Raw genomic sequence first — 21587 nt, 5'->3', positions numbered from 1 at the left:
ATCTAACAGACACTCACTTCATAACGGGACCATGACATGTTCAACGGCAAAACGATCCTGATCACCGGGGGAACCGGCTCCTTTGGCAAGAAGTTTATCGAGGCTGTCCTCTCCCTCTACACGCCAAGCCGGTTGATCGTCTACTCCCGTGATGAACTCAAGCAGTTCGAGATGCAGCAGCGTTTCAATCACCCCTGCATGCGCTATTTCATCGGTGACGTACGGGATGCCGAGCGCCTCGAGATGGCCATGCACGGCGTGGACTTCGTGGTGCATGCCGCCGCCCTCAAGCAGGTGCCTGCCGCCGAATACAACCCCATGGAGTGCATCAAGACCAACATCCATGGTGCGGAAAACGTCATCAAGGCGGCCCTCAACAACGGGGTCGAGAAGGTGATCGCCCTCTCCACCGACAAGGCGGCCAATCCGGTCAACCTGTATGGCGCCACCAAACTCTGCTCCGACAAGCTGTTCGTCGCCGCCAATAATATGGCGGGCAAGCACCCCACCATTTTCTCCGTGGTACGTTATGGCAACGTGGTCGGCTCCCGGGGCTCTGTGGTGCCCTTCTTCGATCGCCTGATCAAGGAAGGGGCCAGCAGCCTGCCCATTACCCATGCCGAGATGACCCGTTTCTGGCTCACCCTGCAACAGGGGGTCGAGTTCGTGCTGACCAACTTTGCCCGCATGAAAGGGGGGGAAGTGTTCGTTCCGAAGATCCCGTCGGTACGCATCACGGATCTCGCCAGCGCCATGGCGCCGGACTTGCCCCAAGAGATCATCGGCATCCGTCCGGGCGAGAAGTTGCACGAGGTGATGTGTCCGGCTGACGACTCCTACCACACCTATGAATTTGACGACTATTACGTCATCGCTCCCAGCATCACCTTCACCAGTCGAAATAATGACTTCGCCGTCAATGCCCTGGGTGACACCGCGGTGCGGGTCGAGCACGGCTTTGAATACAATTCCCTCAATAATCGCCACTTCCTGTCGATAGAGGAATTGAAAGTCATGAATCAGCAGGTGCTCGCCGAATGATCCCCTATGGACGCCAATCCATCACAGATGAAGATATCGAAGCCGTCGTCGCCGTGCTGAAGTCGGACTACCTCACCCAGGGTGAGGCGGTCCCCGTCTTCGAACAGGGATTGGCCGACTACTGCCAGGCTCCCCACGTGATCGCCTGCAGCAACGGCACCACGGCCCTGCACCTTGCCTGCGCCGCGCTGGCGCTGGACGAACACGATTGGGTCTGGGTCTCCGCCATCAGTTTCGTCGCCTCCGCCAACTGTGCCCGCTATTGCGGCGCTCAGGTGGATTTCGTGGACGTGGACTCCGCAACCGGCAACCTCTGCGTGACGGCGCTGCGCGAGAAGCTGCAACGGGTTCAGGGCAGCGCTCGTCAGCCGAAAGCCCTGGTCGCCGTGCATCTCGCGGGCCAGCCCTGCGATCTCGCCGAGATAGGCGCCCTGTGCCGAGAATATGGCGTGTCCCTCATCGAAGATGCCTGCCATGCCCTGGGAGCCCGTTATCAGGGAGAGCCCATCGGCAGTTGTGCCCACAGCGACATGACCGTCTTCAGCTTCCATCCGGTCAAGCCCATCACGACCGGGGAAGGAGGCGCCGTCACGACTCGCAGTGCCGAGCTGGCCGCGAGGCTTCGTCTCTATCGCAGCCATGGCATCACCCGGGATCCGGCGCAGTTGACCGTCGACACTCCGGGGGGCTGGTACTACGAGCAGCAGGTACTCGGCTTCAACTATCGCCTGACCGACATCCAGGCGGCGCTGGGAAGCAGCCAGCTCGCCCGCCTGCCGCAGTTCATTGACAGGCGCCGGTTGTTGGCTGCCCGCTACGACGAGCTGCTGACCCGACTGCCGGTCGAGCCCTTGTACCAGGGGCATGACAGACTCAGTGGCTACCACCTCTATGTGATCCGGGTGCAAGACCGGGATGAGGTGTTTGCCCGCCTGAGAGACGCCGGTATCGGCGTCAACGTGCACTACATGCCCATTCCGGCCCAACCCTATTACCGTGATCTCGGCCACGACCCCGCCAACTATCCCGGTGCCCAGGCCTATTATCGACAAGCCATCAGCCTCCCCCTGTTCCCCGGCCTCTCCCTGGCCGAGCAGGATCAGGTCGTTCAGACCCTGGAGTCGGTGCTATGCGCCTAGCACTGGGTACGGTCCAGTTCGGGCTCGATTACGGCATCAGCAACCGCGCAGGCGAAGTGCAGGATCAGGAGCTCGACGCCATTCTGGCTCTGGCCCGCAAACTGGGGGTGGATACCCTGGACACGGCCCAGGCCTACGGCAAGGCCGAGGCGAGGCTCGGGATGTACAATACCGCCGACTTCCAGCTGATCAACAAGCTGGCCCCCGGCATCCAGGCCGTAGAGATCGCCACCTCGGTGGCAGGCAGCCTGCAACGGCTGGCACGCACCAGGCTGGACGGCCTGCTGCTGCACCGCAGCCAGGATGCCAGCCCTGCCCTGTTCGAGCAGTTGGCAGAGCTGCAGCGACAGGGCAAGGTGGGCAAAGTGGGGGTCTCCGTCTACTCCCCCGAGGAGCTGGCACTCTGGCTGGCGCAGGGTTATTCCCTGGAGCTGGTGCAGCTCCCCGCCAACCTGCTCGATCAGCGCTTCCTGCGCTCAGGCTGGCTCGACCGGCTGCAGGCTCAGGGGTGTGAGATCCACGTGCGCTCCCTCTTCTTGCAAGGCCTGCTGCTGATGCAACCGGAGCTTCGTCCCGCGTATTTCGACACCTTCGGTGAACCACTGGCGCGGCTGGATGAGTGGCATCCCCATCTCTCCCCGCTCCACAAGGCGCTCTCCCTGATCCCGGCCCTGCCCCAGGTCAGCCGCTTCGTGGTGGGGGTCTGTCATGCCCATGAGCTGGCGGCCATCGCTTCGACCTATGCCCATCTGCATCCGTGCCATGACGACGAGCTGGCCGCCCTCGCCTGCGACGAGCCCGGTCTCATCAACCCAGCCATGTGGAGTAGATCATGATCCTCGGTATCCTGCAGGCCAGAGCCGGCTCCAGCCGGCTGCCTGGCAAGGTGCTCAAGCCTCTGCTCGGCGCCCCCATGCTCGCCCGCCAGATAGAGCGACTCCAACGCTCGACCAGGCTGGATCAGCTGGTGGTTGCCACCAGTGACCAGGCCGACGATCTGGCCATAGCGGCGCTCTGCGCAGAACTGGATGTTCCCTGTTTTCGCGGCCCCCTGGACGACGTGCTGCAACGCTTTCATCTGGCGGCGCAACCCTTTGACCCCAGCCAGATTGTCAGGCTCACCGGCGACTGCCCCCTCGCGGATCCCGCCCTCATCGACGAGCTGATCGAGCTGCATCTGGCCGGCGGCTACGACTACAGCAGCAACTGCTGGGATCCCAGCTACCCTGATGGGCTGGACGCGGAGATCATGAGCGTCGCCACCCTGGCGCTGCTGGCCGAGTACGCCCACACCCCGACCCAGCGCGAGCACGTCACCTACTACATCCGCCAGCATGCGGATCAGTTCAAGATAGGGGCACTTAGCCGCACCCCCAGCCTGGCCCACCTGCGCTGGACGGTGGACGAGCCCGCCGACTTCGCCCTGGTTGAGCAGATATATCAGCGCCTCTACCCGTCAAACCCGGCCTTTGCCACCGACGACATTCTCGCCCTGCTGGCTCGTGAGCCGCAGTTGGCGACCCTGAACACTCAACATCAACGCAATGAGGGGCTGGCGCGATCGCTGGCCAAGGAGAACCACTCATGACCTCACGGTATCAGCATTCACTGACCCTCTCAGCCCGGGCCGAGCAGAGCATTCCCTTAGGGTCCCAGACCTTCTCCAAGAGCCGCCTCTGCTTCCCCTACGGCGCCGCCCCGCTCTTTATAGAGCGCGGCCAAGGTGCCAGAGTGTGGGACGTGGATGGCAACGAGTATCTCGACTTTGCCAGCGGCCTGCTCGCCATCAGCCTGGGTTACTGCGATCCGGAGGTGAACCAGGCCGTGCTGGAGCAGCTCAACCTGGGCTCCATCTTCTCCCTTCCCCATCGGCTGGAAACCGAGGTGGCGGAACAGCTGATCACGCTCATCCCTTGCGCCGAGATGGTTCGCTTTGGCAAGAACGGCACCGATGCCACCTCCGCCTGCATCCGCCTCTCTCGCGCCGTCACAGGGCAAGAGCGGGTCGCGGTCTGCGGCTACCACGGCTGGCAGGACTGGTACATAGGCTCCACCACCCGCCACCTGGGGGTGCCCGAGTGCGTGCGCGAGCTCACCCATCGCTTCGACTACAACGATCTGGCCTCCCTCAAGGCCCAGCTGGAAGCCCATCCCGGCGAGTTTGCCGCCGTGATCCTGGAACCCATGAACGTCGCCTGGCCCGCTCCGGACTTCCTGCCCGGCCTGCGCCAGCTGTGCGACGAGCACGGCGCCCTGCTCATCTTCGATGAGACCATCACCGGTTTTCGCTTCCACCTCGGCGGCGCCCAGACCCTGTTCGGGGTGACCCCGGATCTGGCCGCCTTCGGCAAGGGCATGGCCAACGGCTTCCCCATCTCCGCCGTGGTGGGTCGCCGCCAGTACATGCGCCGCATGGAGGACATCTTCTTCTCCGGCACCTTCGGCGGCGATGCCATCGCCCTGGCGGCGGCCAACGCCGTGATCGGCAAGATGCGCCGGCTCGACGTGCCTGCACGGCTGGCCGATCGCGGCCAGCAGCTGCTGAGCGGGCTCGATGCCTTGCTGCAAAAGTTGGATGCCCCGAGCTGGCTGCAAAGCGCCGGCCATCCGAGCTGGAGCTTCCTGCTCATCGGCGACTCGGCCAACCACTCCAGCTGGCTGCTCAAGAGCTATTTCATCCAGGAGCTGTGCAAGCGGGGCATCCTGAGCCTCGGCAGCCACAACCTGAACCTTGCCCACAGCGAGCAGGATGTACAGACCCTGCTGGCCGTCTATGCCGAGGTCCTGCCGGCGCTTATACGGCTGGATGCGGACAAAGCCATTCATCAGGCCCTGAATGGCGAGCCTATCCAGCCGGTGTTCAAGGTGCGCTGAGTGCTGCCAGATACTCCAGCAGCCAAGTCTGCCGGCATGACGCTGGCCGACAAGCATATCGTGTTTCGAGTCGATGCATCGCTGGAGGCAGGGACTGGCCATGTGATGCGCTGCCTGACCCTGGCCGATGCACTGAGTGAACTGGGGGCCGAGTGCTGGTTTGTCTGTCGTGCCCATCCGGGACACCTTGCTGACCTTATCCGTACCCGTGGCCACCACTGTCATCTGCTTGATGTTGTGCCTGACTCAGAGCAAGACGCTGCGGGGGGATCCTTACTCGCTCACGCCGGTTGGCTAGGATGCGACCAGACGCGGGATGCAATACAGACCCAGGCCATTCTGGCCGGACGACGTCCGAACTGGTTGGTCGTGGATCACTATGCCCTCGACGCCCACTGGGAGGGCATGCTGCGGGCCCATGTCGACCATATCATGGTGATTGATGACCTTGCCGACCGCTCGCACGACTGTGACCTGCTGCTCGATCAGAATCTGGGCCGCCAGGCCGATGACTATCGAGACCGCATTCCCCTCGATTGCACACTCCTGATGGGTCCCCGCTACGCACTGCTTCGTCCTGAGTTCGCCCGGCTGAGGGCATACAGCCTAGATCGCCGGAAAGCACCTCGTCTGCGCGAATTGCTGATTTCCATGGGAGGGGTCGATCTGCCCAATGCGACCGGGGACATCCTCGACATGTTGAAGCAATGTACGCTACCTGATGATTGCCGGATCTGCGTCGTGATGGGGGCTAACGCCCCCTGGCTGGAACAGGTCAGACACACCGCATCCACCATGCCGTGGACGACCGACATCCTGGTCGGTGTCAATGACATGGCGCAACGCATGGCTCGATGTGACCTCGCCATTGGGGCAGCAGGAAGTACGTCCTGGGAGCGTTGCTGCCTGGGAGTCCCCACCCTGATGGTCACTCTGGCGCAAAACCAGATCTCGATAGGGAATGCGTTGCATCACCAGGGAGGGGCAATCTTGCTCGGTTCACCTGCGGATCCTCATTTTGAGGCCAAGTTCCACGATGCAATGTTGATATTGCAATCTGACCGACAACAGCTAAGCAAAATGTGTTTGAACGGTGCCATGCTGACCGATGGTAATGGCTGCCATGACGTCATAGTGCGGATGCAATAACATGAATATCACCATTCTTTGTACCTCAGAAAATCACCCAGTCAATAAGATGCTCAATGACTGGGTTCAGAGAAACAGTACACGACATACGATTCAACTTGTCCGTAGGAAAAGTGAGTTGTCAGAAGGTGACTTATTATTTCTGATCTCCTGCTCCGAAATAATTACTGCGTCTGAGCGGAGTCGATTTAAAAAAACGTTGGTTATTCATGCCAGTGATCTTCCTCGAGGACGGGGCTGGAGCCCACACATATGGGAGATCATTGGTGGTGCTACGAATATCACAGTGAGCTTGTTAGAAGCTGAAGATAGGATTGATAGTGGTGATATATGGAACAAATGCCACGTCCATATTCCGAGTCATAGTCTTTATGATGAAATCAATGAGTTGCTTTTTGCAGCAGAATCGGAACTGATGGATTACGCTGTGACTAATTTCCATGTCATTCAACCTCAAAAGCAGTCGGCCTTGATTGAGGAAACATATTATCCACGTCGAAATGCGGAAGATAGCGAGGTAGATCCTCAGCTATCTATTGCAAGCCAATTTGGACTGATAAGAGTGTGTGACCCTGAGCGTTTCCCTGCGTTTTTCACGCTTCATGGCCACAAATACAAGCTAACGCTAGAGAGAGTAAAAGATGAATAAATACATAACCATCGCGGACAGAAAGATTGGGCCGACCTTCTCACCTTATGTGATCGCCGAAATGTCAGCGAATCACAATGGTAATCTTCAGGCCGCGTTCAACATCATTGAGCAGGCTAAGAAAGCTGGTGCCGATGCGCTAAAAATACAGACCTATCGTCCCGATACAATCACACTGGATAGCAATCTACCTGATTTTCAAATAAAAGATGGGTTATGGTCAGGTCGAACATTATATGAACTATACGAATGGGCCCATACTCCTTGGGAATGGCACACCCCATTATTTGAACATGCTCGTCGAGTCGGCATCACTATTTTCAGCTCTCCCTTTGATCCCACCGCAGTGGATCTTCTTGAAGATTTAAATGCTCCGGCTTACAAGATCGCCTCCTTTGAGGCAATCGATTTGCCGTTGATCCGCTATGTCGCCGGCACAGGCAAACCCATGATTATATCGACAGGCATGGCGAATGCCGAAGAGATTGCAGAGGCTATCGACGCTGCCCGAGCAGGTGGTTGCAAAGAATTGGCCATATTGCACTGTGTCAGCGGCTACCCAGCCCCAGCAGAGGATTACAATCTTCGCACCCTGCTGGATATGCAACAACGCTTCGGGCTGGTGACCGGGTTGTCAGACCATACGCTCGACAATACCACGGCCATTGCCAGTATTGCCCTCGGGGCATCGATCATCGAGAAACACTTTACTCTGGATCGAAATGGCGGGGGGCCTGATGATACTTTTTCGCTGGAACCGGCAGAGTTGAAGCAGTTGTGTACTGGCGCCAAAACAGCATGGTCTGCACTGGGCCAAGTGGATTACAGTCGAAAATCCAGCGAAGTAGAGAATGTAAAATTCCGGCGATCGCTCTATTTTGTCAAAGACCTGCAGGTGGGAGAAACCATCACGGCAGATGCGGTGCGCAGTGTACGTCCTGGCTTTGGATTGGCGCCCAAATATCTTCCTGATGTGATAGGAAAAACTGTTACTCAACCTATATTGGCAAACACGCCGGTAAACAACGACGTTTTTAAATAATGGGAGGGCATATGCATCAGAAGAAGGTCTTCATGTCCCGGGAAGGGAACGAGTGGTACGAACGCAACAAGGCCGCCATCCTCGCCAAGTCCCTGGACCGCGACCCTATCTTCAAGGCGCTGGCGTATCTGGGCTGCAAACCTGCCAGGATCCTGGAGATAGGCTGTGCCAACGGCTGGCGGCTGGCGCAGCTGGCCGAGCACTACGGTGCCCGATGCTATGGGGTGGACCCTTCGGCCAGCGCCATTGAAGACGGGAGCACACGCTATCCCGGGTTGCGCCTTGCAGTCGGAACGGCCGACAGTCTGCCCGATATAGAACCTGTCGATCTCATCATCTTCGGCTTCTGCCTCTATCTGTGCGATCCCCAAGACTTGTTCAAGATTGCCGCTGGCAGCGATGCGCTACTGGCCGATCGGGGCCTGATGACCATACTGGATTTCAACCCGCCGGCAGGACATTATCGCAACGACTATCAGCATCATGCCCATTTATTCAGCTACAAGATGAACTATGGGGAGCTGTTTGGTTGGCATCCGGGTTACCACCGTCTGTTTGAACATGTACAGCATCACGACGGTAGCGCAGAAATGGAACCGGATGCCCTAATCTCCGTGCAAATCTTGCGAAAGGATGCAAGGTTGCTCGCAGCGCAGAACCCCTATCCAAAAAGATAAAAAATACCGACCCCTGGGTCGGTATTTTCTTCGTGCAAGGCTCATGGCTTGTATAACCCCTTCCAGGGGAGATTCACACCTTGCTACCCGCTTTTTTTCTGAACAATGCCATCACTTCGTTATCTATCATGTCCACACTGTCGAGTGCTCTTGGATACATCGCCTTCACCTTCCCGAGGAACTCCAGCCACAACGCGATGGCTGGCTTCATCAGTTGCAGGGTTTTTTCTTCACCTTCGAACGAATAGAGAACGGAGCTCAACAGCGTAAACACATAGTTCATTGAGCCGACCATGGTCTGGGTAATATGCTGCTGCCGTGTGGCTGCAATCTGGGCGAGGTAACCAAAGTTGCGCAACATCAACTGGTTCACTTCGTTGCGCGACGTGAACGGCTGCTGCCATTCCTCCATCATCTTGTCGATAAAGATATTGAAGAACTCGACATCGAGCAGAGAAGAAAAGTCTTCTTTGGACAGTGGAATAGGGGCGCACAACGATGCGATTTCTCCCAGCAACGCCGTCTTGTCAACGCGCTGGGAGAAGCTGATTTCAACACTGGGCAAGGCTCTGGTATGGGTTATTTTGGCGCCATCGCTACAGTTGAAACACTGTACATCGGGATTGGCCGCCAGTGCTTGCTCCATGACATGGCGGGAGGTATCAAACATGGCGTTGCTGATGACCATACCGCCAAAATTCCCTTCTCGCCGCCATTGGCTGTCGCCATACATCATCTCACCCAGGGTTCCGGCACTCTCTTCATTGTTGTAGTAAGAGCTGAGCCGGGAATGGTGATGCCCCTTGTGCTTGTACCCATTGTCCAGACCGAAGAGATAAAGATGCTTGAAGCCAAGGTGGATGGGAGCACTGACACCGATGTTGCCGACCAGGGGGTTCACCCCCCCCAGGGCCGCACAAGGTTGTAAACCGGGGAAATAATTGCGATAAAGCACGACGCCAGGTTCACTGAGTTTGAATGCGAGTGCCGAGGTATTGAACAACGTCGCGCAGTCAGGATGAATGACATCGGTACTCAGGAACAGCACATCGCGCAGATATTCAGGATCATCCAGGTTCACCAGGAAATCATAAACGATCTTGGTTCTTTCCGTCTCGACGTGAATATCCGGTTTGATGCCCACTTTGTGCAAGGCAGAAATGGCGCTGCCACACGAAATGATGATGGCTTTGTCTTTGTTCTGTTCTATGACAGCAATGGCATCATCCAGAGACGGGCCATTGGCGACGATGAAAACAGGGGTTCGTTGATACTGGGGCGAGACCCGTCGATCTTTTTGCAGGAACGGGACTCCGCGCTCGATGTTATTGATGGTGTGAGACAGGGCGATCAGATTGTCGTCAAAGAACCCCCACCCCATCACCAGCAAGAAATATTCTTGCTGCACCTTTTCGATCAGCTTTTTGATCTTTTCATTCTGATAGCCCCACATGATGAATGCATTGGCAATCAGGAAGGAGCCACGGCTGTGAATGGCAGAGGAGAAATCCTTGACGATGCTCTCTTCATCCTGTCCCAGCAGGATCTGCATCCCCAGGTTCTCCTGATGCAGGTAATCGAGCAAAGGCGCCCAGTCGAAGCAGTACAAGGAGGCGTAAAAGAGATCCAGGTCCGGCTCGAAGAGGAACAGAGTGCCGATCTTGCACCTTTCATAAAGATAGCCAAGGTGGTATCCGAGACCGACGCCAAACACCAGGGCGCTGGGGACCTCATTGGGGACATGTTCGAGCTGGGTCTCCGTCTCAGAAATATCGTCAAGGTAAGCATTCAGCTTGTTGAGATACTCGACATGCATAAAGCCAAGGGGATTTGCCTCCTGGCTGAAGGAGAACTTGGACAGGCCCCCTTTCTCCATGAACTCGGTGACCAGGGTCTCACAGATGAGGTAAGGTTCGTTGCCGTAGACGGCAACGCCATCGTCTAGCCACTCAAGATTGGGTTGACCATTCTCGTTGCAGAAGAACCTGAACGGGCGAGCGGGTTGGTAACGCTCATAGGTATCGGCGATATGGGGAATATATCGACGGAATGCCGCCATATTCTGTTCAAATCTCAGCGGCAACGCCACTGCCATGGCGGCTTCCTGTTCTGCCTGCTGCTGGAGTCGCAGTGCATCCTGCTCAGCTTGCATCAGGGCGGAATCGACATTGAGCGACATCAGAACTCCTTGCTGTTCACACGATAGGCCTGACCGGCCTTGCTGGCTCTTCCGAACAGGGTCAACTGTTCAAAAATGGCATGATGATGAGTGGCGGCCAGGTTTTTCATGGCCTCTTCCTGAACGGACAATCTGACGGCCAGAGCGGCTACCGCCTGTTGCTCTGCCGCTTCGCCGCTGGCCAGCGTGACCAGCTTATCGATCAAGACAAGCCTGTCATCCATGCATTGCAAGGCATCATCATATTGCTGCTGCCGCAACAGCGTCTCCAGGAGGCGGGCATTCTCGTCCAGTGCCTCTTCGAGCACGGCAAGCCTGGAGCTCACAGCTCACCCAACTGCTGTCTCATCTGATAACCTTGGTGTTTTTCGGATTCAGGCAGTTGATCCCAGCCTGACTTGATGGTCAGCATCAGAGTCATCACTTCATCAAGAGGCGCCGTATCCCGGTTCAGACTGGCATCCCATACCCGTTCATCCATATAGGCGTAAAGCCCATACAGATCCTCCGCCATGCGCCCCTGGCTCATGTCCAGCGCATCCTGCAACCCGTGAAGCAATCCTTGTGCCTTGGAGACGGCAGTGGCTTTGGCCTCCATGTCATTGCGCTCAATGGCTCCCTTGGCTTGAGCCAGTCGCTCCAGGCAGCCCTGCATCATCAACTGGATGACACGGTGAGGGTCTGCAGTGGCCAGATCGGCCGCCAAATTACCCGCTGTATATGCTTTGATATTGCGCTTGTACATAATTCAACACTCTCGATCTATCAAGACTTCTGATAACTCGTCTGCAATGTTGCCAATGCAGAAGCAGAACTGTTCATCTTGACCAACAAGGCATCCAGACTGCCGTACTGGGCGCGCAATGCCGCTTCATACTTCGTCAACTGGGCATTGGCCGTCGACGTTTTTTGGGTCAGCGCACGCAAATCCGAATTCAGGACATCTTCTCGTTGCGCAAGCATGCCGCCGCTCTTGGTATATTCTTTCAGGCCGGAATTCAAGGTAGATGCCAGCCCCTTCTCTCCCCCAAACAGGGCCACCACCTGATCGAAGTTCTTGTCGACAGCTTCCCCGAACTTCGTCTTGTCGAGGGACAGTTTTCCCTTGTTGTCCATCTTGATGCCAATCTCAAAGACGGTGGAATAAGTACCGCTGTTCTGAGAAGGGCTGACCAGCAGGTTGCTCATGAAAGACTCGATCGCTCGGGTGGTGGAATCACCGGCCAGGGCACCGCCATCGTCCTGCTTCACACCACCCACGAAGGTGTTGCGTTTGCCCAGGGAATTCATCTTGTCTTGCAGAGTGTTGTAACCATCCACGAACTGCTGGACAAGCTCCTGAATGGAGGTCTTATCGGTCGTGATATCGACCTTGTTTGCCTTGAGATCCCCCGCACTGTCTTTATCCGACACGCGAAGTACCGTCACCTTGAGATCCTGAATGGAATCATCAAAGGTGTTGGTATCACTCTTGAGGACGTTGCCATCCACGTTAATCTCGGCACTGCTGGCTGCACGGGTCTGGCTCATCACACCGCCACCGGCTTCGAAGACCCCTAGCTCGGCGTTATCGCCGGTGATGGTCAAATCCTTGCCGTCTCCCGAGATACCGGAGTCGATCACCAGCTTGGCCTTGCCATCAGCCGTGTTTACGATGTTGACACTCAGGCCGAAGTTATCGCCATTGCTGTTGATGCTTTTACGGATATCTTGCAGGGTGTCCCCAGCCTTCACATCAACCTTGAACGTCTTGTCACCCGCCTTGAAGGTCAGTTGCCCATCCTGAGTCGCCAGAGGGGTGGTCGAACTGTCGAAGATCCCCTCCTGGCGGCTCGTTTCCGCCAACTTATTGACGATGATGTTGTATTGACCGTTGGAAGCACCAGACTTGCTCTCCACCTTCAAAATGGGGTCATCTTTGCTCTGGGTGATGTTGATGGCACGTTTGTTGAACGCACCTGGCGCACTCAGTTTATCCAGAATGTCGGTAAAGGCAGAGATGGAGGATTTCAGCTGACCGATACCGGACAAGGAGATCTGGGTACTGTTTTGCTTGGTAATGATCGGCTGTTGCAATTGAGCTTTTTTCGCTGCAACACTCGCCGAGATCACACTTTCAAGATCGAGTCCAGACCCCGCCCCTGCTGAAGTAATTGCCATCACATCCTCCTGTCTATCGACTTAAAATATCAGGTCACACCTGGCCATCGAACAACAGCCCGGAGAGACTTGGCAGGGTGTTCCCTGCCTGCTCCATGGCCTGCAACCTCTTGTTCATCAAGAGCATTTCTTCACTCGGGATCTGTCGGATAACCTGTTTGGTATCCACATCAATGACCTTGATGACCGGCTGCTCCAGCTCGGGAACCAGACTGAAGTTGATTGTCCATCCCTTCATCTTGCTCAAGTTGTCCAAGCGCTCCTGCAATTCTTGGGCCTGTTTTTCTATATAGACCTTGTCAATGCTCGGCTTGACTGTCTTGATGTGTGTCGGAGGCTCCTGCGATGCCTTGGCTGCCGACTCGACGCCTTTCTGTTCGGCCACATCATGTCCACCCGCAACAGATGAAGAAGCAGGCATGGCGGCCTGAGGGCCGCCATGTTGAGTTAGCGTCGAAGAAACAGAAGGCATGGCTATCGATTCATTGCCCATCTGCTGCTCCTCATATCAATGATGTTGACGTTACGGCCCGCTTAACCCAGCAGTTGCAGTGCAGACTGCGGACGCTGGTTGGCCTGGGCCAGGATGCTGGAAGCCGCCTGTTGCAGAATGTTCTGCTTGGTCATGTTGGCGGTTTCTGTCGCAAAGTCTGCATCGCGGATACGGGAACGTGCTGCGCTCACGTTTTCCGAGATATTGGCCTGGTTACGAATGGTGGAGTCCAGACGGTTCTGCACCGCACCCAGCTCTGCACGCTTGCTGTCCACTACTCCCAACATGGCATCAGCAGCAGCCAGAACCTGTTGAGCACCACTCTGAGTGCTAATGCTGATAGAGCTACCGGCAGCAAAGATGGCGGTAACGTTGATGGCGGTACCAATGACAGTACCTACATCCACCGTCGTGTTGGCTGCAGCCGCAATGCCGGAGATGCTGAAACCGTCAGCCTGGGAGAGGCTGAAACCGATGGTTTGGTTGGCATCCGCACCGACCTGGAAGCTGCCGCTGTAGTTGCCATCCAGCAATTTGGTACCGGCAAAGGTGGTGTCTTTGGAGATACGGTTGATCTCCGCCCCCAGCTGATCCACTTCCTTCTGCAGAGCTTCACGATCTTTGGCGGAGTTGGAGCCGTTGGCAGATTGTTGCGCCAGGGTACGCATGCGTTGCAGCATACCTGTCACTTCGTCCATGGCCCCTTCAGCGGTCTGCGCCAGAGAGATGCCATCGTTGGCGTTGCGGTTGCCCTGGTCCAGGCCGTTTACCTGGGAGGTCAGACGGTTGGAGATCTGCAGACCCGCCGCATCATCCTTGGCGCTGTTGATGCGCAGGCCGGAGGCCAGACGGGTGTAAGAGGTATCCAACGACTTGGTGGTGTTCATCAAGTTACGCTGGGCGTTCAGTGATGAAGTGTTGGTGTTGATAAACATGGCCATAAAAGATTTCTCCTGATGAACAAGAAACTGCGGGTCCTGCTTGCATCAAGCGAGTCAGAATCCCACCGTTCAGATGGACAGATTGAACGGTCTGTCTCATCTGGCGGGCCCTCTGTTTGAACGGACGTCGAACCCGCAGTCGCGCAAATGTTGGATTTCCGAACACCCTTCAATTTGCTTCATCATCTGTAACGGCAGCCCTGCCGGAAGCTTTAGGAAAATACTTGCCGCTTTTGGCGACCCAGGTGGCAAAGTACCTCCTCCCTTGATGCAGAAATAGCCGGAGAGAATATTGCCGTGGTGAGTCTGGCAATCAGACAACCATGAGCGGAGTGGAAAGATAACGTCACATTCGATGCTGCGGGTTAGTCGTGGCTGGTTGTGAGTCATCATGAGGCAAGACGGACCGGGACTATCGCGAGGTATCGGTCCAGGAGAATGTCATCGTGCAGACTACCTTACCGATGTTCATCACTTGAGCTGTGGCAAACGCCACAACTGCCTATCGCAAGCAGAAAGACAGGGGTTCAATAAAAAAGGAAGCATAAAATGCTTCCTTTTTAGAGCAGTGCGGCATGGACTGCCGCCCTGTCATATGTCATCAGCCCAGAAGCGACAGGGCCGACTGCGGACGCTGATTGGCCTGAGCCAGGATGCTGGAAGCCGCCTGTTGCAGGATGTTCTGCTTGGTCATATTGGCAGTCTCGGTGGCGAAGTCTGCATCACGGATACGGGAGCGAGCGGCAGAGACGTTTTCCGAGATATTGGACTGGTTGCGAATGGTCGAATCCAGCCGGTTCTGCACCGCACCCAGCTCGGCACGCTTGCTGTCCACGATACCCAACATGGAATCGACGGCGGCCAGTACGTTTTGCGCATTAGTCTGAGTACTGATACTGATGCCACCCGCACTACCACTCAAGAAGATGGTGCTCACGGCAAGAGTGCCACCACTCGCTGCCGTCACAGTAGTGTTCGCTGCAGCAGAAATACCGGAAATGCTAAAACCCCCAGCTTGAGAAAGGCTGAAGCTGATGGTCTGGTTGGCATCCGCCCCTACCTGGAAGCTGCCATTATAGTTTCCATCCAGCAGCTTGGTGCCAGCGAAGGTGGTATCGGTGGAGATGCGGTTGATCTCGGAGCCCAGCTGATCCACTTCCTTCTGCAGAGCTTCGCGATCCTTGGCGGAGTTGGAGCCGTTGGCAGATTGTTGTGCCAGAGTACGCATGCGTTGCAACATGCCTGTCACTTCGTCCATGGCCCCTTCAGCGGTCTGCGCCAGAGAGATGCCATCGTTGGCGTTGCGGTTGCCCTGGTCCAGGCCGTTTACCTGGGAGGTCAGACGGTTGGAGATCTGCAGACCCGCCGCATCATCCTTGGCGCTGTTGATGCGCAGGCCGGAGGCCAGACGGGTGTAAGAGGTATCCAACGACTTGGTGGTGTTCATCAAGTTACGCTGGGCGTTCAGTGATGAAGTGTTGGTGTTGATAAACATGGCCATAAAAGGTCTCTCCTGATGAACAAGGAACTGCGGGCCCTGTGTGTTGTGTCATACACAATCAGGTTCCCACCGTTCAGATGGACAGATTGAACGGTCTGTCTCATCTGGCGGGCCCTCTGTTTGAACGGACATCGGACCCGCAGTTGCGCAAATGTTGGTTTTCCGAACACCCCTCGATTTGCTTCATCTTCTGTAACGGCCTGCCTCTCAGAACCTTTAAAACAATTTATGCATACCAGGTCACTAAAGTGAGAAAGCGGAGCCTTGGTAGCCCATCGGCCACTTCATTTCCCCCTCCCTTGATCCTCTCCCGCCTTTTTCATATCTGATGCCATAAATTGGCATGGGTTGTGCAGTGTTTTCTGTGTCGCCATTTTTTCGGCGCCCATAAAAAAGGCCGACAATGTCGGCCAAAGAAGAGCTTACGCTCAGGAGAACAACCTCGAGGGTGACAGAGTGAACGATCTGCGCAACACTCGAGGGGTATACCAATAAGAGAACTTCTCTTTCGATAGAACAAGGCGTAAATCCGAACACCCCATTGTTCCATCTTGTTTACCAGGGCGGCCTGAACAACCGCCCTTTTCTTTTTCTCGGCATCAGGACCTTAGTTCTGCAGCAGGGAGAGTGCAGACTGGGGACGCTGGTTGGCCTGGGCCAGGATGCTGGAAGCCGCCTGTTGCAGGATGTTCTGCTTGGTCATGTTGGCGGTCTCGGTCGCAAAGTCTGCATCGCGGATACGGGATCGAGCGGCAGAGACGTTTTCCGAGATATTAGCCTGGTTGCGAATGGTGGAGTCCAGACGGTTTTGCACCGCACCCAGTTCGGCACGCTTGCTGTCGACCACGGTCAGCATGGAATCAACCGCCGCCAGCACGTTTTGGGCGTTGGTCTGGGTACTGATGCTGATACCGCCAGCTGCAGCTCCGTTAGTGAAAATGGCATCGACCGCAAGGGTACCACCACTTGCTGCCGTTACCGTGGTGTTCGCTGCCGCTGCGATTCCAGAGATACTGAAACCGTTGGCCTGACTCAGGCTGAAGCTGATGGTCTGGTTGGCATCAGCACCTACTTGGAAAGTACCGCTAAATGAACCATCAAGCAGCTTGGTCCCTGCGAAGGTGGTTGCAGTGGAGATACGGTTGATCTCGGCCCCCAGCTGATCCACTTCTTTTTGCAGGGCTTCACGATCCTTGGCGGAGTTGGAACCGTTGGCGGATTGTTGAGCCAGGGTACGCATGCGTTGCAGCATACCGGTCACTTCATCCATCGCCCCTTCAGCAGTCTGAGCAAGGGAGATGCCGTCGTTGGCGTTGCGGTTGCCCTGGTCCAGACCGTTGATCTGGGAGGTCAGACGGTTGGAGATCTGCAGACCTGCCGCATCGTCCTTGGCGCTGTTGATGCGCAGGCCAGAGGCCAGACGGGTGTAGGAGGTATCCAGGGATTTGGTGCTGTTCATCATGTTACGCTGAGCGTTGAGCGATGAAACGTTGGTATTGATATACAGACTCATGATTCTTCTCCTAAGCTATTAAAATTTAACTTTAATTCACTCAGGCTTTATTTTGTTTTGTGCCTGATATGTTTAGTTAACGGCGTCTTTTAGTAAGACTTTAATTTCTTTTTTCTGCCTTTATGGCAGTAATTGCCGCCTAACCTATATATCGGCCTCTATCCCCCACTCTTGAGAAAAAAATCGGAGTTTTTTGCCATGGTGCGCTGCACACCCACGAGCAGAGGCCCGGGCCCCGCACCAGACATGGCGTTGTGGTCACTCTCCACCCGTCTCCCAGAAACCGGCGCTGGCTCCCACTTTTGCACGCCAGCATTGCTCATCCCCACACCTTGCCCCTAAAATCGCCGCCCCATCATCTATTGGACGTGAGTTGTTCTCCATGCAGACTCTGGTTGAGCAGATCGTTTACATCAGCGACATGTTTGGTACTGCGGTATTCGCGTTTTCGGGCGTACTGGTGGCGGGCCGCCTCAGGATGGACGGTTTCGGTGTCATGGTGCTGGCGGCGGTCACCGCCATCGGGGGTGGCACCATCCGCGACATGATCCTGGGGGCAACCCCCGTCTTCTGGGTGCGCGACCCCCTCTATATCTGGGTGGTCATTGCCACGGCGCTCATCGGCATGTGGATGGTCAAACTGCCCCGTCGCATGCCCTGGTATGTGCTGCCGGTGGCAGACGCCTTTGGGTTGGCGCTCTTTACCGTGATCGGTGCCCAGAAGGCCCTCAATTTCGGCACACCCGGGCTCATTGCGGTGATCATGGGCACCATGACGGGGGTTGCGGGCGGCATGATCCGTGACGTGCTGGCCCGGGAGGTGCCCATGGTGCTGCAAAAGGAGATCTACGCCACCGCCTGCATTCTGGGCGGCATCCTCTATACCCTGTCGCTGGAGGTCGGGGTAGAGAGGGTCAGCGCCATGCTCATCAGCATGCTCGGGGTGTTTGGTCTGCGGGTGGCGGCCATCTACTGGCACCTCTCCCTGCCCACCTTCTCGCTGCAGCGCAACTGAGAAGCCTCAGAGTGGGCGAGATCCCATCCCGGCAGGGACAAGATTGAACCAAGCCGGCTTTTCTGTTGTCATACAGGGGTCGTTTCAAGCCGGAAAACCTCATGCAAAAACTTGGGCTCATTACCACACTTGTTCTGATGATGGTGGCAGCGGCTCATGCGGGGGCACAGGCCCTGTTCGGGCGTCTGGCATCCACCCCGGTGCAGCAGTTCAACCAGCAGATCCGTCAGGCGAGCAGCAGTCAGCAAGGCTGGGTCAACGACTATCGCGAAGTGGCTCGCCGCTTCGTGGGCCATGAAGATGTACCCACCCGTATCCATGCTCAACAGCTGGACAACGATCTGGTGCTCTCGGTGGCCCTTGATGGCCAGCGTAGCGACATGCTCTACATCCTGACCCTGTTTCGCAGCAACAACCTGTGGCAGATGCGTCAGGCCGAGATGGGCTGGCGCTGTCAGGGTCAGGAAACCTTCACCCCGGTCCCCTGCCCCTGAGCGTCTACCTTCATCCGAGTGAAATAAAAAATCCGGCGCCTTGGCCGGATTTTTTATACGCGTCTTGCCGTCACATCACGGACGGTAGACCTTGACGTTGGCAAAGCCCTTCTCTTTCAGGTAAAGCGCCTGCAGTTTGCTCATCACGCCACGATCGCAATAGAGCAGGTAGGTCTTCTCTTTCGGCAAGTCACCAAAGGCGGTGGCCAGCTTGAAGAAGGGGATATGCATGATCTCGCGCCCTTCCACCACCAGCGGCTTGTCGTCATGCTCCTCCATGGAGCGAATGTCCAGGATCACCTCGTCGTCACCGCTCTCGGCGGTGGTCTCCACCTCCTGCACCTCGGCAGCGGTCTCTTCACCGATGCGACGAATGTCGAGGTAACGGGCCTCGGCCACCACCTTGTCCAGAATGGCAAAGTCGAAGTTCTCCTCTTCCGCCTCGATGCGGGAGAGCTCGGCCTTCACGGTCGGCTTCTTGGAAATCACGCCGCAATACTCCGGCATGGTCTCCGCGAACTCCAGGGTGCCGATGCGGCGGGCTTCGCTGATGATGTCCGGCTTGTCCCAGGTGATGAGCGGGCGCAGGATCACCTTGTCGGTCACCCGGTCGATGACGTTCAGGTTGGTGAGGGTCTGGCTGGAAACCTGACCAACGCACTCGCCGGTCACCAGGGCCGGGATCTGGAACTCGTCGGCCACCTTGGCAGCGGCACGCATCATCATCCGCTTGAGCACCACCCCCATCTGGCCGTTGTCGATCTTCTCGAGGATCTCGGCCACCACGGGCTCGAAATCCACCGCGGTGAAGCGCACCCGGTGGGAGGAGCCGAAACGGTTCCACAGGTGATAGGCCACCTGCTTGACGCCAATCTCGTGAGCCGCCCCACCCAGATTGAAGAAGCAGTAGTGCACCCGGCAGCCGCGCTTGATGAACTGGAAGGAGGCGACACCCGAGTCAAACCCGCCGGAGAGCAAGCTCAGCACATCTTCCTGGGTGGCGATGGGCATGCCGCTCAGCCCCTGGTGGATGGCGCTGACGATGAAGAGCTCCTCGCCATCGATCTCGAGGTTGATCTTCACATCCGGGTTCTTGAGGCGCACACCGTTGCTCACGCAGTGCTGGTTGAGACCGCCGCCCACGTAGCGTTCAATCTCCAGCGAGGAGAATTCGTGCTTGCCGTGGCGCTTGGCACGCACGCAGAAGGTCTTGCCCTCGAGCTGATCACCCCAGACGGCTTTCACCTGCTCGAAGATGTCGTGCAGGTCGGTAAACTTGCTGGCCTGCACCTCGAGGAAGGCCTGAATGCCGGGGATGCAGGCCAGGGCTTCGATGGCCTGCTCGCGGAACTGGTCATTGCGGGAGCTCACGATCAGCTTGTCCCAATCCATCCGCACCCGGGCATCGTCGTCGAAGCGGCGCAGGACATTGCGGATATTGCCCTGCAGGATCTTGATGAAGCGCTGGCGAACCGACTTGCTCTTGATGGTGATTTCAGGGAACAGCTTGATAATGAACTTCATGGTAATGACTCGGGTGGCCTTGATTTAAGGGCGCGAATTATATCAGAACTTTGTGACCAGCGCCTACTGCATGAGCGGCCGCTCACATTCCCCCACGCAAAGTTTGCCGCATCCGGGCAATCATGCGTATATTCCCACCCCTGCATCCTGGCAACACAGCATCCATGAATACCCATATCTACTACCCCGGCATGGAGGTACGCGACGAGCTCTGGCTCAAGTTTGCCCTGCTCTATCTGGAGCGGCTCGCCTTCGTCTTCACCGTCAGTGATAAGAGCGGTCTCACCGCCCTGCTGGAGACCCTGCGCCAGCAAACCGACCTGCTGGCCGAGCCGCCACAACCCGCCTTCTTCGCCCATATCACGCCCCAGGTGGAGAGCCAGATTGCTGGCCTGGTCGCCCCCGATTTTGTCCGCCACAAGGTGTTTGGCAACAGGGAGCTCATCGCCCGCTGGCGTTCAGCCCCCAACCACGACTGCTTCTGCCCGGCTCAGGCGGGACTGGAACGGCTGCACGGGTTTTGTCTGACCCACGGCTTTGCGACGCAGGATGAAGGGGGGATCAGAATGGCGCGCCGCTTTGCCAACCTGCTCTCCATGCGCCTCGCCCGTGAGTGGGCTCTCGCCAATGACGGGGCGCTGATTACCGATCACGACTATCTGGACCGGCTGCTCCACCTGCTTGAATCCCGCTATCACAACCGCGGTGGTCAGGATTGCTTCCATCTGGAGATCCCGCTGCAAGTGCCCACTCACTTGAGCGACATCCCGTTTGCAGAGCTGATCGCCCTGCGCAGCCGCAGCGGCTTTCGCCAGCAGCTGGCCGAGTTTAATCAGGCGCTCGATGCCCTGCTCGCCATGCTGGGCAGCGGCTACGCCGAACCCGCCGTGTTGACCCGCTTCGAGCAGGCCCAGCAGGGGTTCACACCCTTGCTGGGACCCGAGACCGTCACCCTGCCGCTCACCACGCTCGTCAGTACTGGCTTACCGGCCATGGCGATGATCCACCACCTCAAGGGGAGTCACCCACAGAGCGACCTGGTGTTTCATCCCATCAAGAAGAGCCACTTCCACCAGCGCAAGAGCCGGCATTTCTTCACCCGGCTGGGGCAGGTCAAGCCCTGACTCCCCGCCTCTGCCGGGGAATCGACAATCAACTGACGGCATCGGGACCATCACCGATGCCGTCAATATTCT

Annotated in this window: 21 protein-coding genes; 12 read left to right on the top strand and 9 right to left on the bottom strand. The window is 57.0% G+C overall.

Annotated features, from left to right (window positions below):
- Window positions 1-36: 36 nt before the first annotated feature.
- From pseB to C3F36_RS19205, 9 genes are read left to right on the top strand one after another with little or no spacing between them, the layout of a single operon-like run.
- Complete coding sequence (pseB, locus tag C3F36_RS19245) at window positions 37-1041, top strand: UDP-N-acetylglucosamine 4,6-dehydratase (inverting) (protein ID WP_041215437.1); 1005 nt, start codon at window positions 37-39, stop codon at window positions 1039-1041.
- A complete protein-coding gene (pseC, locus tag C3F36_RS19240; RefSeq protein ID WP_104455709.1) occupies window positions 1038-2180 on the top strand; it encodes a UDP-4-amino-4,6-dideoxy-N-acetyl-beta-L-altrosamine transaminase in 1143 nt (380 codons plus the stop codon). The genes pseB and pseC overlap by 4 nt, the downstream gene beginning before the upstream one ends.
- Window positions 2171-3016 carry an aldo/keto reductase gene (locus C3F36_RS19235; RefSeq protein WP_104455708.1) on the top strand — a complete coding sequence of 282 codons (846 nt, stop codon included), beginning with the start codon at window positions 2171-2173 and terminating at the stop codon, window positions 3014-3016. The genes pseC and C3F36_RS19235 overlap by 10 nt, the downstream gene beginning before the upstream one ends.
- Entirely contained in the window at window positions 3013-3768 is a 756-nt protein-coding gene (locus C3F36_RS19230; protein WP_104455707.1) for a cytidylyltransferase domain-containing protein, read from the top strand. The genes C3F36_RS19235 and C3F36_RS19230 overlap by 4 nt, the downstream gene beginning before the upstream one ends.
- On the top strand, window positions 3765-5054 hold the full coding sequence (locus tag C3F36_RS19225; protein WP_104455706.1) for an aminotransferase class III-fold pyridoxal phosphate-dependent enzyme: 1290 nt from the start codon (window positions 3765-3767) through the stop codon (window positions 5052-5054). Before C3F36_RS19230 ends, C3F36_RS19225 begins: the two co-directional genes overlap by 4 nt.
- A complete protein-coding gene (pseG, locus tag C3F36_RS19220) occupies window positions 5055-6203 on the top strand; it encodes a UDP-2,4-diacetamido-2,4,6-trideoxy-beta-L-altropyranose hydrolase (protein ID WP_199769621.1) in 1149 nt (382 codons plus the stop codon).
- Between the two features lies 1 nt (window position 6204).
- A complete protein-coding gene (locus C3F36_RS19215; protein ID WP_104455705.1) occupies window positions 6205-6852 on the top strand; it encodes a formyltransferase family protein in 648 nt (215 codons plus the stop codon).
- Between the two features lie 4 nt (window positions 6853-6856).
- Window positions 6857-7894, top strand: coding sequence for a pseudaminic acid synthase (pseI, locus tag C3F36_RS19210; protein ID WP_199769727.1), 1038 nt, complete (start codon window positions 6857-6859; stop codon window positions 7892-7894).
- A gap of 11 nt (window positions 7895-7905) precedes the next feature.
- Complete coding sequence (locus tag C3F36_RS19205) at window positions 7906-8571, top strand: class I SAM-dependent methyltransferase (RefSeq protein ID WP_104455703.1); 666 nt, start codon at window positions 7906-7908, stop codon at window positions 8569-8571.
- 73 nt (window positions 8572-8644) lie between these two features.
- On the opposite strand, the gene C3F36_RS19200 is transcribed toward C3F36_RS19205, so the two are convergent.
- From C3F36_RS19200 to C3F36_RS19165, 8 genes are all read right to left on the bottom strand, one after another.
- A complete protein-coding gene (locus tag C3F36_RS19200) occupies window positions 8645-10750 on the bottom strand; it encodes a motility associated factor glycosyltransferase family protein (RefSeq protein ID WP_104455702.1) in 2106 nt (701 codons plus the stop codon).
- Window positions 10750-11058, bottom strand: a complete 309-nt coding sequence (locus C3F36_RS19195) for a hypothetical protein (protein WP_233759671.1) — start codon at window positions 11056-11058, stop codon at window positions 10750-10752. The genes C3F36_RS19200 and C3F36_RS19195 overlap by 1 nt, the downstream gene beginning before the upstream one ends.
- A gap of 14 nt (window positions 11059-11072) precedes the next feature.
- Entirely contained in the window at window positions 11073-11495 is a 423-nt protein-coding gene (gene fliS / locus C3F36_RS19190; RefSeq protein WP_042015966.1) for a flagellar export chaperone FliS, read from the bottom strand.
- A gap of 20 nt (window positions 11496-11515) precedes the next feature.
- A complete protein-coding gene (fliD, locus tag C3F36_RS19185) occupies window positions 11516-12913 on the bottom strand; it encodes a flagellar filament capping protein FliD (RefSeq protein WP_162183356.1) in 1398 nt (465 codons plus the stop codon).
- A 31-nt stretch (window positions 12914-12944) separates the two neighbouring features.
- On the bottom strand, window positions 12945-13403 hold the full coding sequence (locus C3F36_RS23885; protein WP_233759670.1) for a flagellar protein FlaG: 459 nt from the start codon (window positions 13401-13403) through the stop codon (window positions 12945-12947).
- 41 nt (window positions 13404-13444) lie between these two features.
- A complete protein-coding gene (locus C3F36_RS19175) occupies window positions 13445-14344 on the bottom strand; it encodes a flagellin N-terminal helical domain-containing protein (RefSeq protein WP_104455701.1) in 900 nt (299 codons plus the stop codon).
- A gap of 601 nt (window positions 14345-14945) precedes the next feature.
- Window positions 14946-15845 (bottom strand): flagellin N-terminal helical domain-containing protein, encoded by a 900-nt coding sequence (locus C3F36_RS19170; RefSeq protein ID WP_042015962.1) that lies wholly within the window; start codon window positions 15843-15845, stop codon window positions 14946-14948.
- 607 nt (window positions 15846-16452) lie between these two features.
- Window positions 16453-17358 (bottom strand): flagellin N-terminal helical domain-containing protein, encoded by a 906-nt coding sequence (locus C3F36_RS19165; protein ID WP_042015961.1) that lies wholly within the window; start codon window positions 17356-17358, stop codon window positions 16453-16455.
- Window positions 17359-17740: 382 nt separating this feature from the next.
- Between C3F36_RS19165 and C3F36_RS19160 the strand changes: the two genes are divergently transcribed.
- Together C3F36_RS19160 and C3F36_RS19155 are read left to right on the top strand one after the other, a co-directional pair.
- Window positions 17741-18373 (top strand): trimeric intracellular cation channel family protein, encoded by a 633-nt coding sequence (locus C3F36_RS19160; RefSeq protein WP_043156357.1) that lies wholly within the window; start codon window positions 17741-17743, stop codon window positions 18371-18373.
- Window positions 18374-18474: 101 nt separating this feature from the next.
- On the top strand, window positions 18475-18867 hold the full coding sequence (locus C3F36_RS19155) for a hypothetical protein (RefSeq protein WP_041212809.1): 393 nt from the start codon (window positions 18475-18477) through the stop codon (window positions 18865-18867).
- A gap of 75 nt (window positions 18868-18942) precedes the next feature.
- On the opposite strand, the gene thiI is transcribed toward C3F36_RS19155, so the two are convergent.
- Window positions 18943-20391: a tRNA uracil 4-sulfurtransferase ThiI gene (gene thiI / locus C3F36_RS19150; RefSeq protein ID WP_039038656.1), complete on the bottom strand. Its 1449-nt coding sequence runs from the start codon at window positions 20389-20391 to the stop codon at window positions 18943-18945.
- 164 nt (window positions 20392-20555) lie between these two features.
- Between thiI and C3F36_RS19145 the strand changes: the two genes are divergently transcribed.
- On the top strand, window positions 20556-21515 hold the full coding sequence (locus C3F36_RS19145) for a hypothetical protein (RefSeq protein WP_104455700.1): 960 nt from the start codon (window positions 20556-20558) through the stop codon (window positions 21513-21515).
- The last annotated feature ends 72 nt before the right edge of the window (window positions 21516-21587 follow it).

The organism is Aeromonas sp. ASNIH2 (genome assembly GCF_002934795.1).
Classification (GTDB): Bacteria; Pseudomonadota; Gammaproteobacteria; order Enterobacterales; family Aeromonadaceae; genus Aeromonas; species Aeromonas caviae.
Note: the sequence above shows the minus strand (reverse complement) of the source record. Positions and strands in the feature narration are given on the sequence as shown.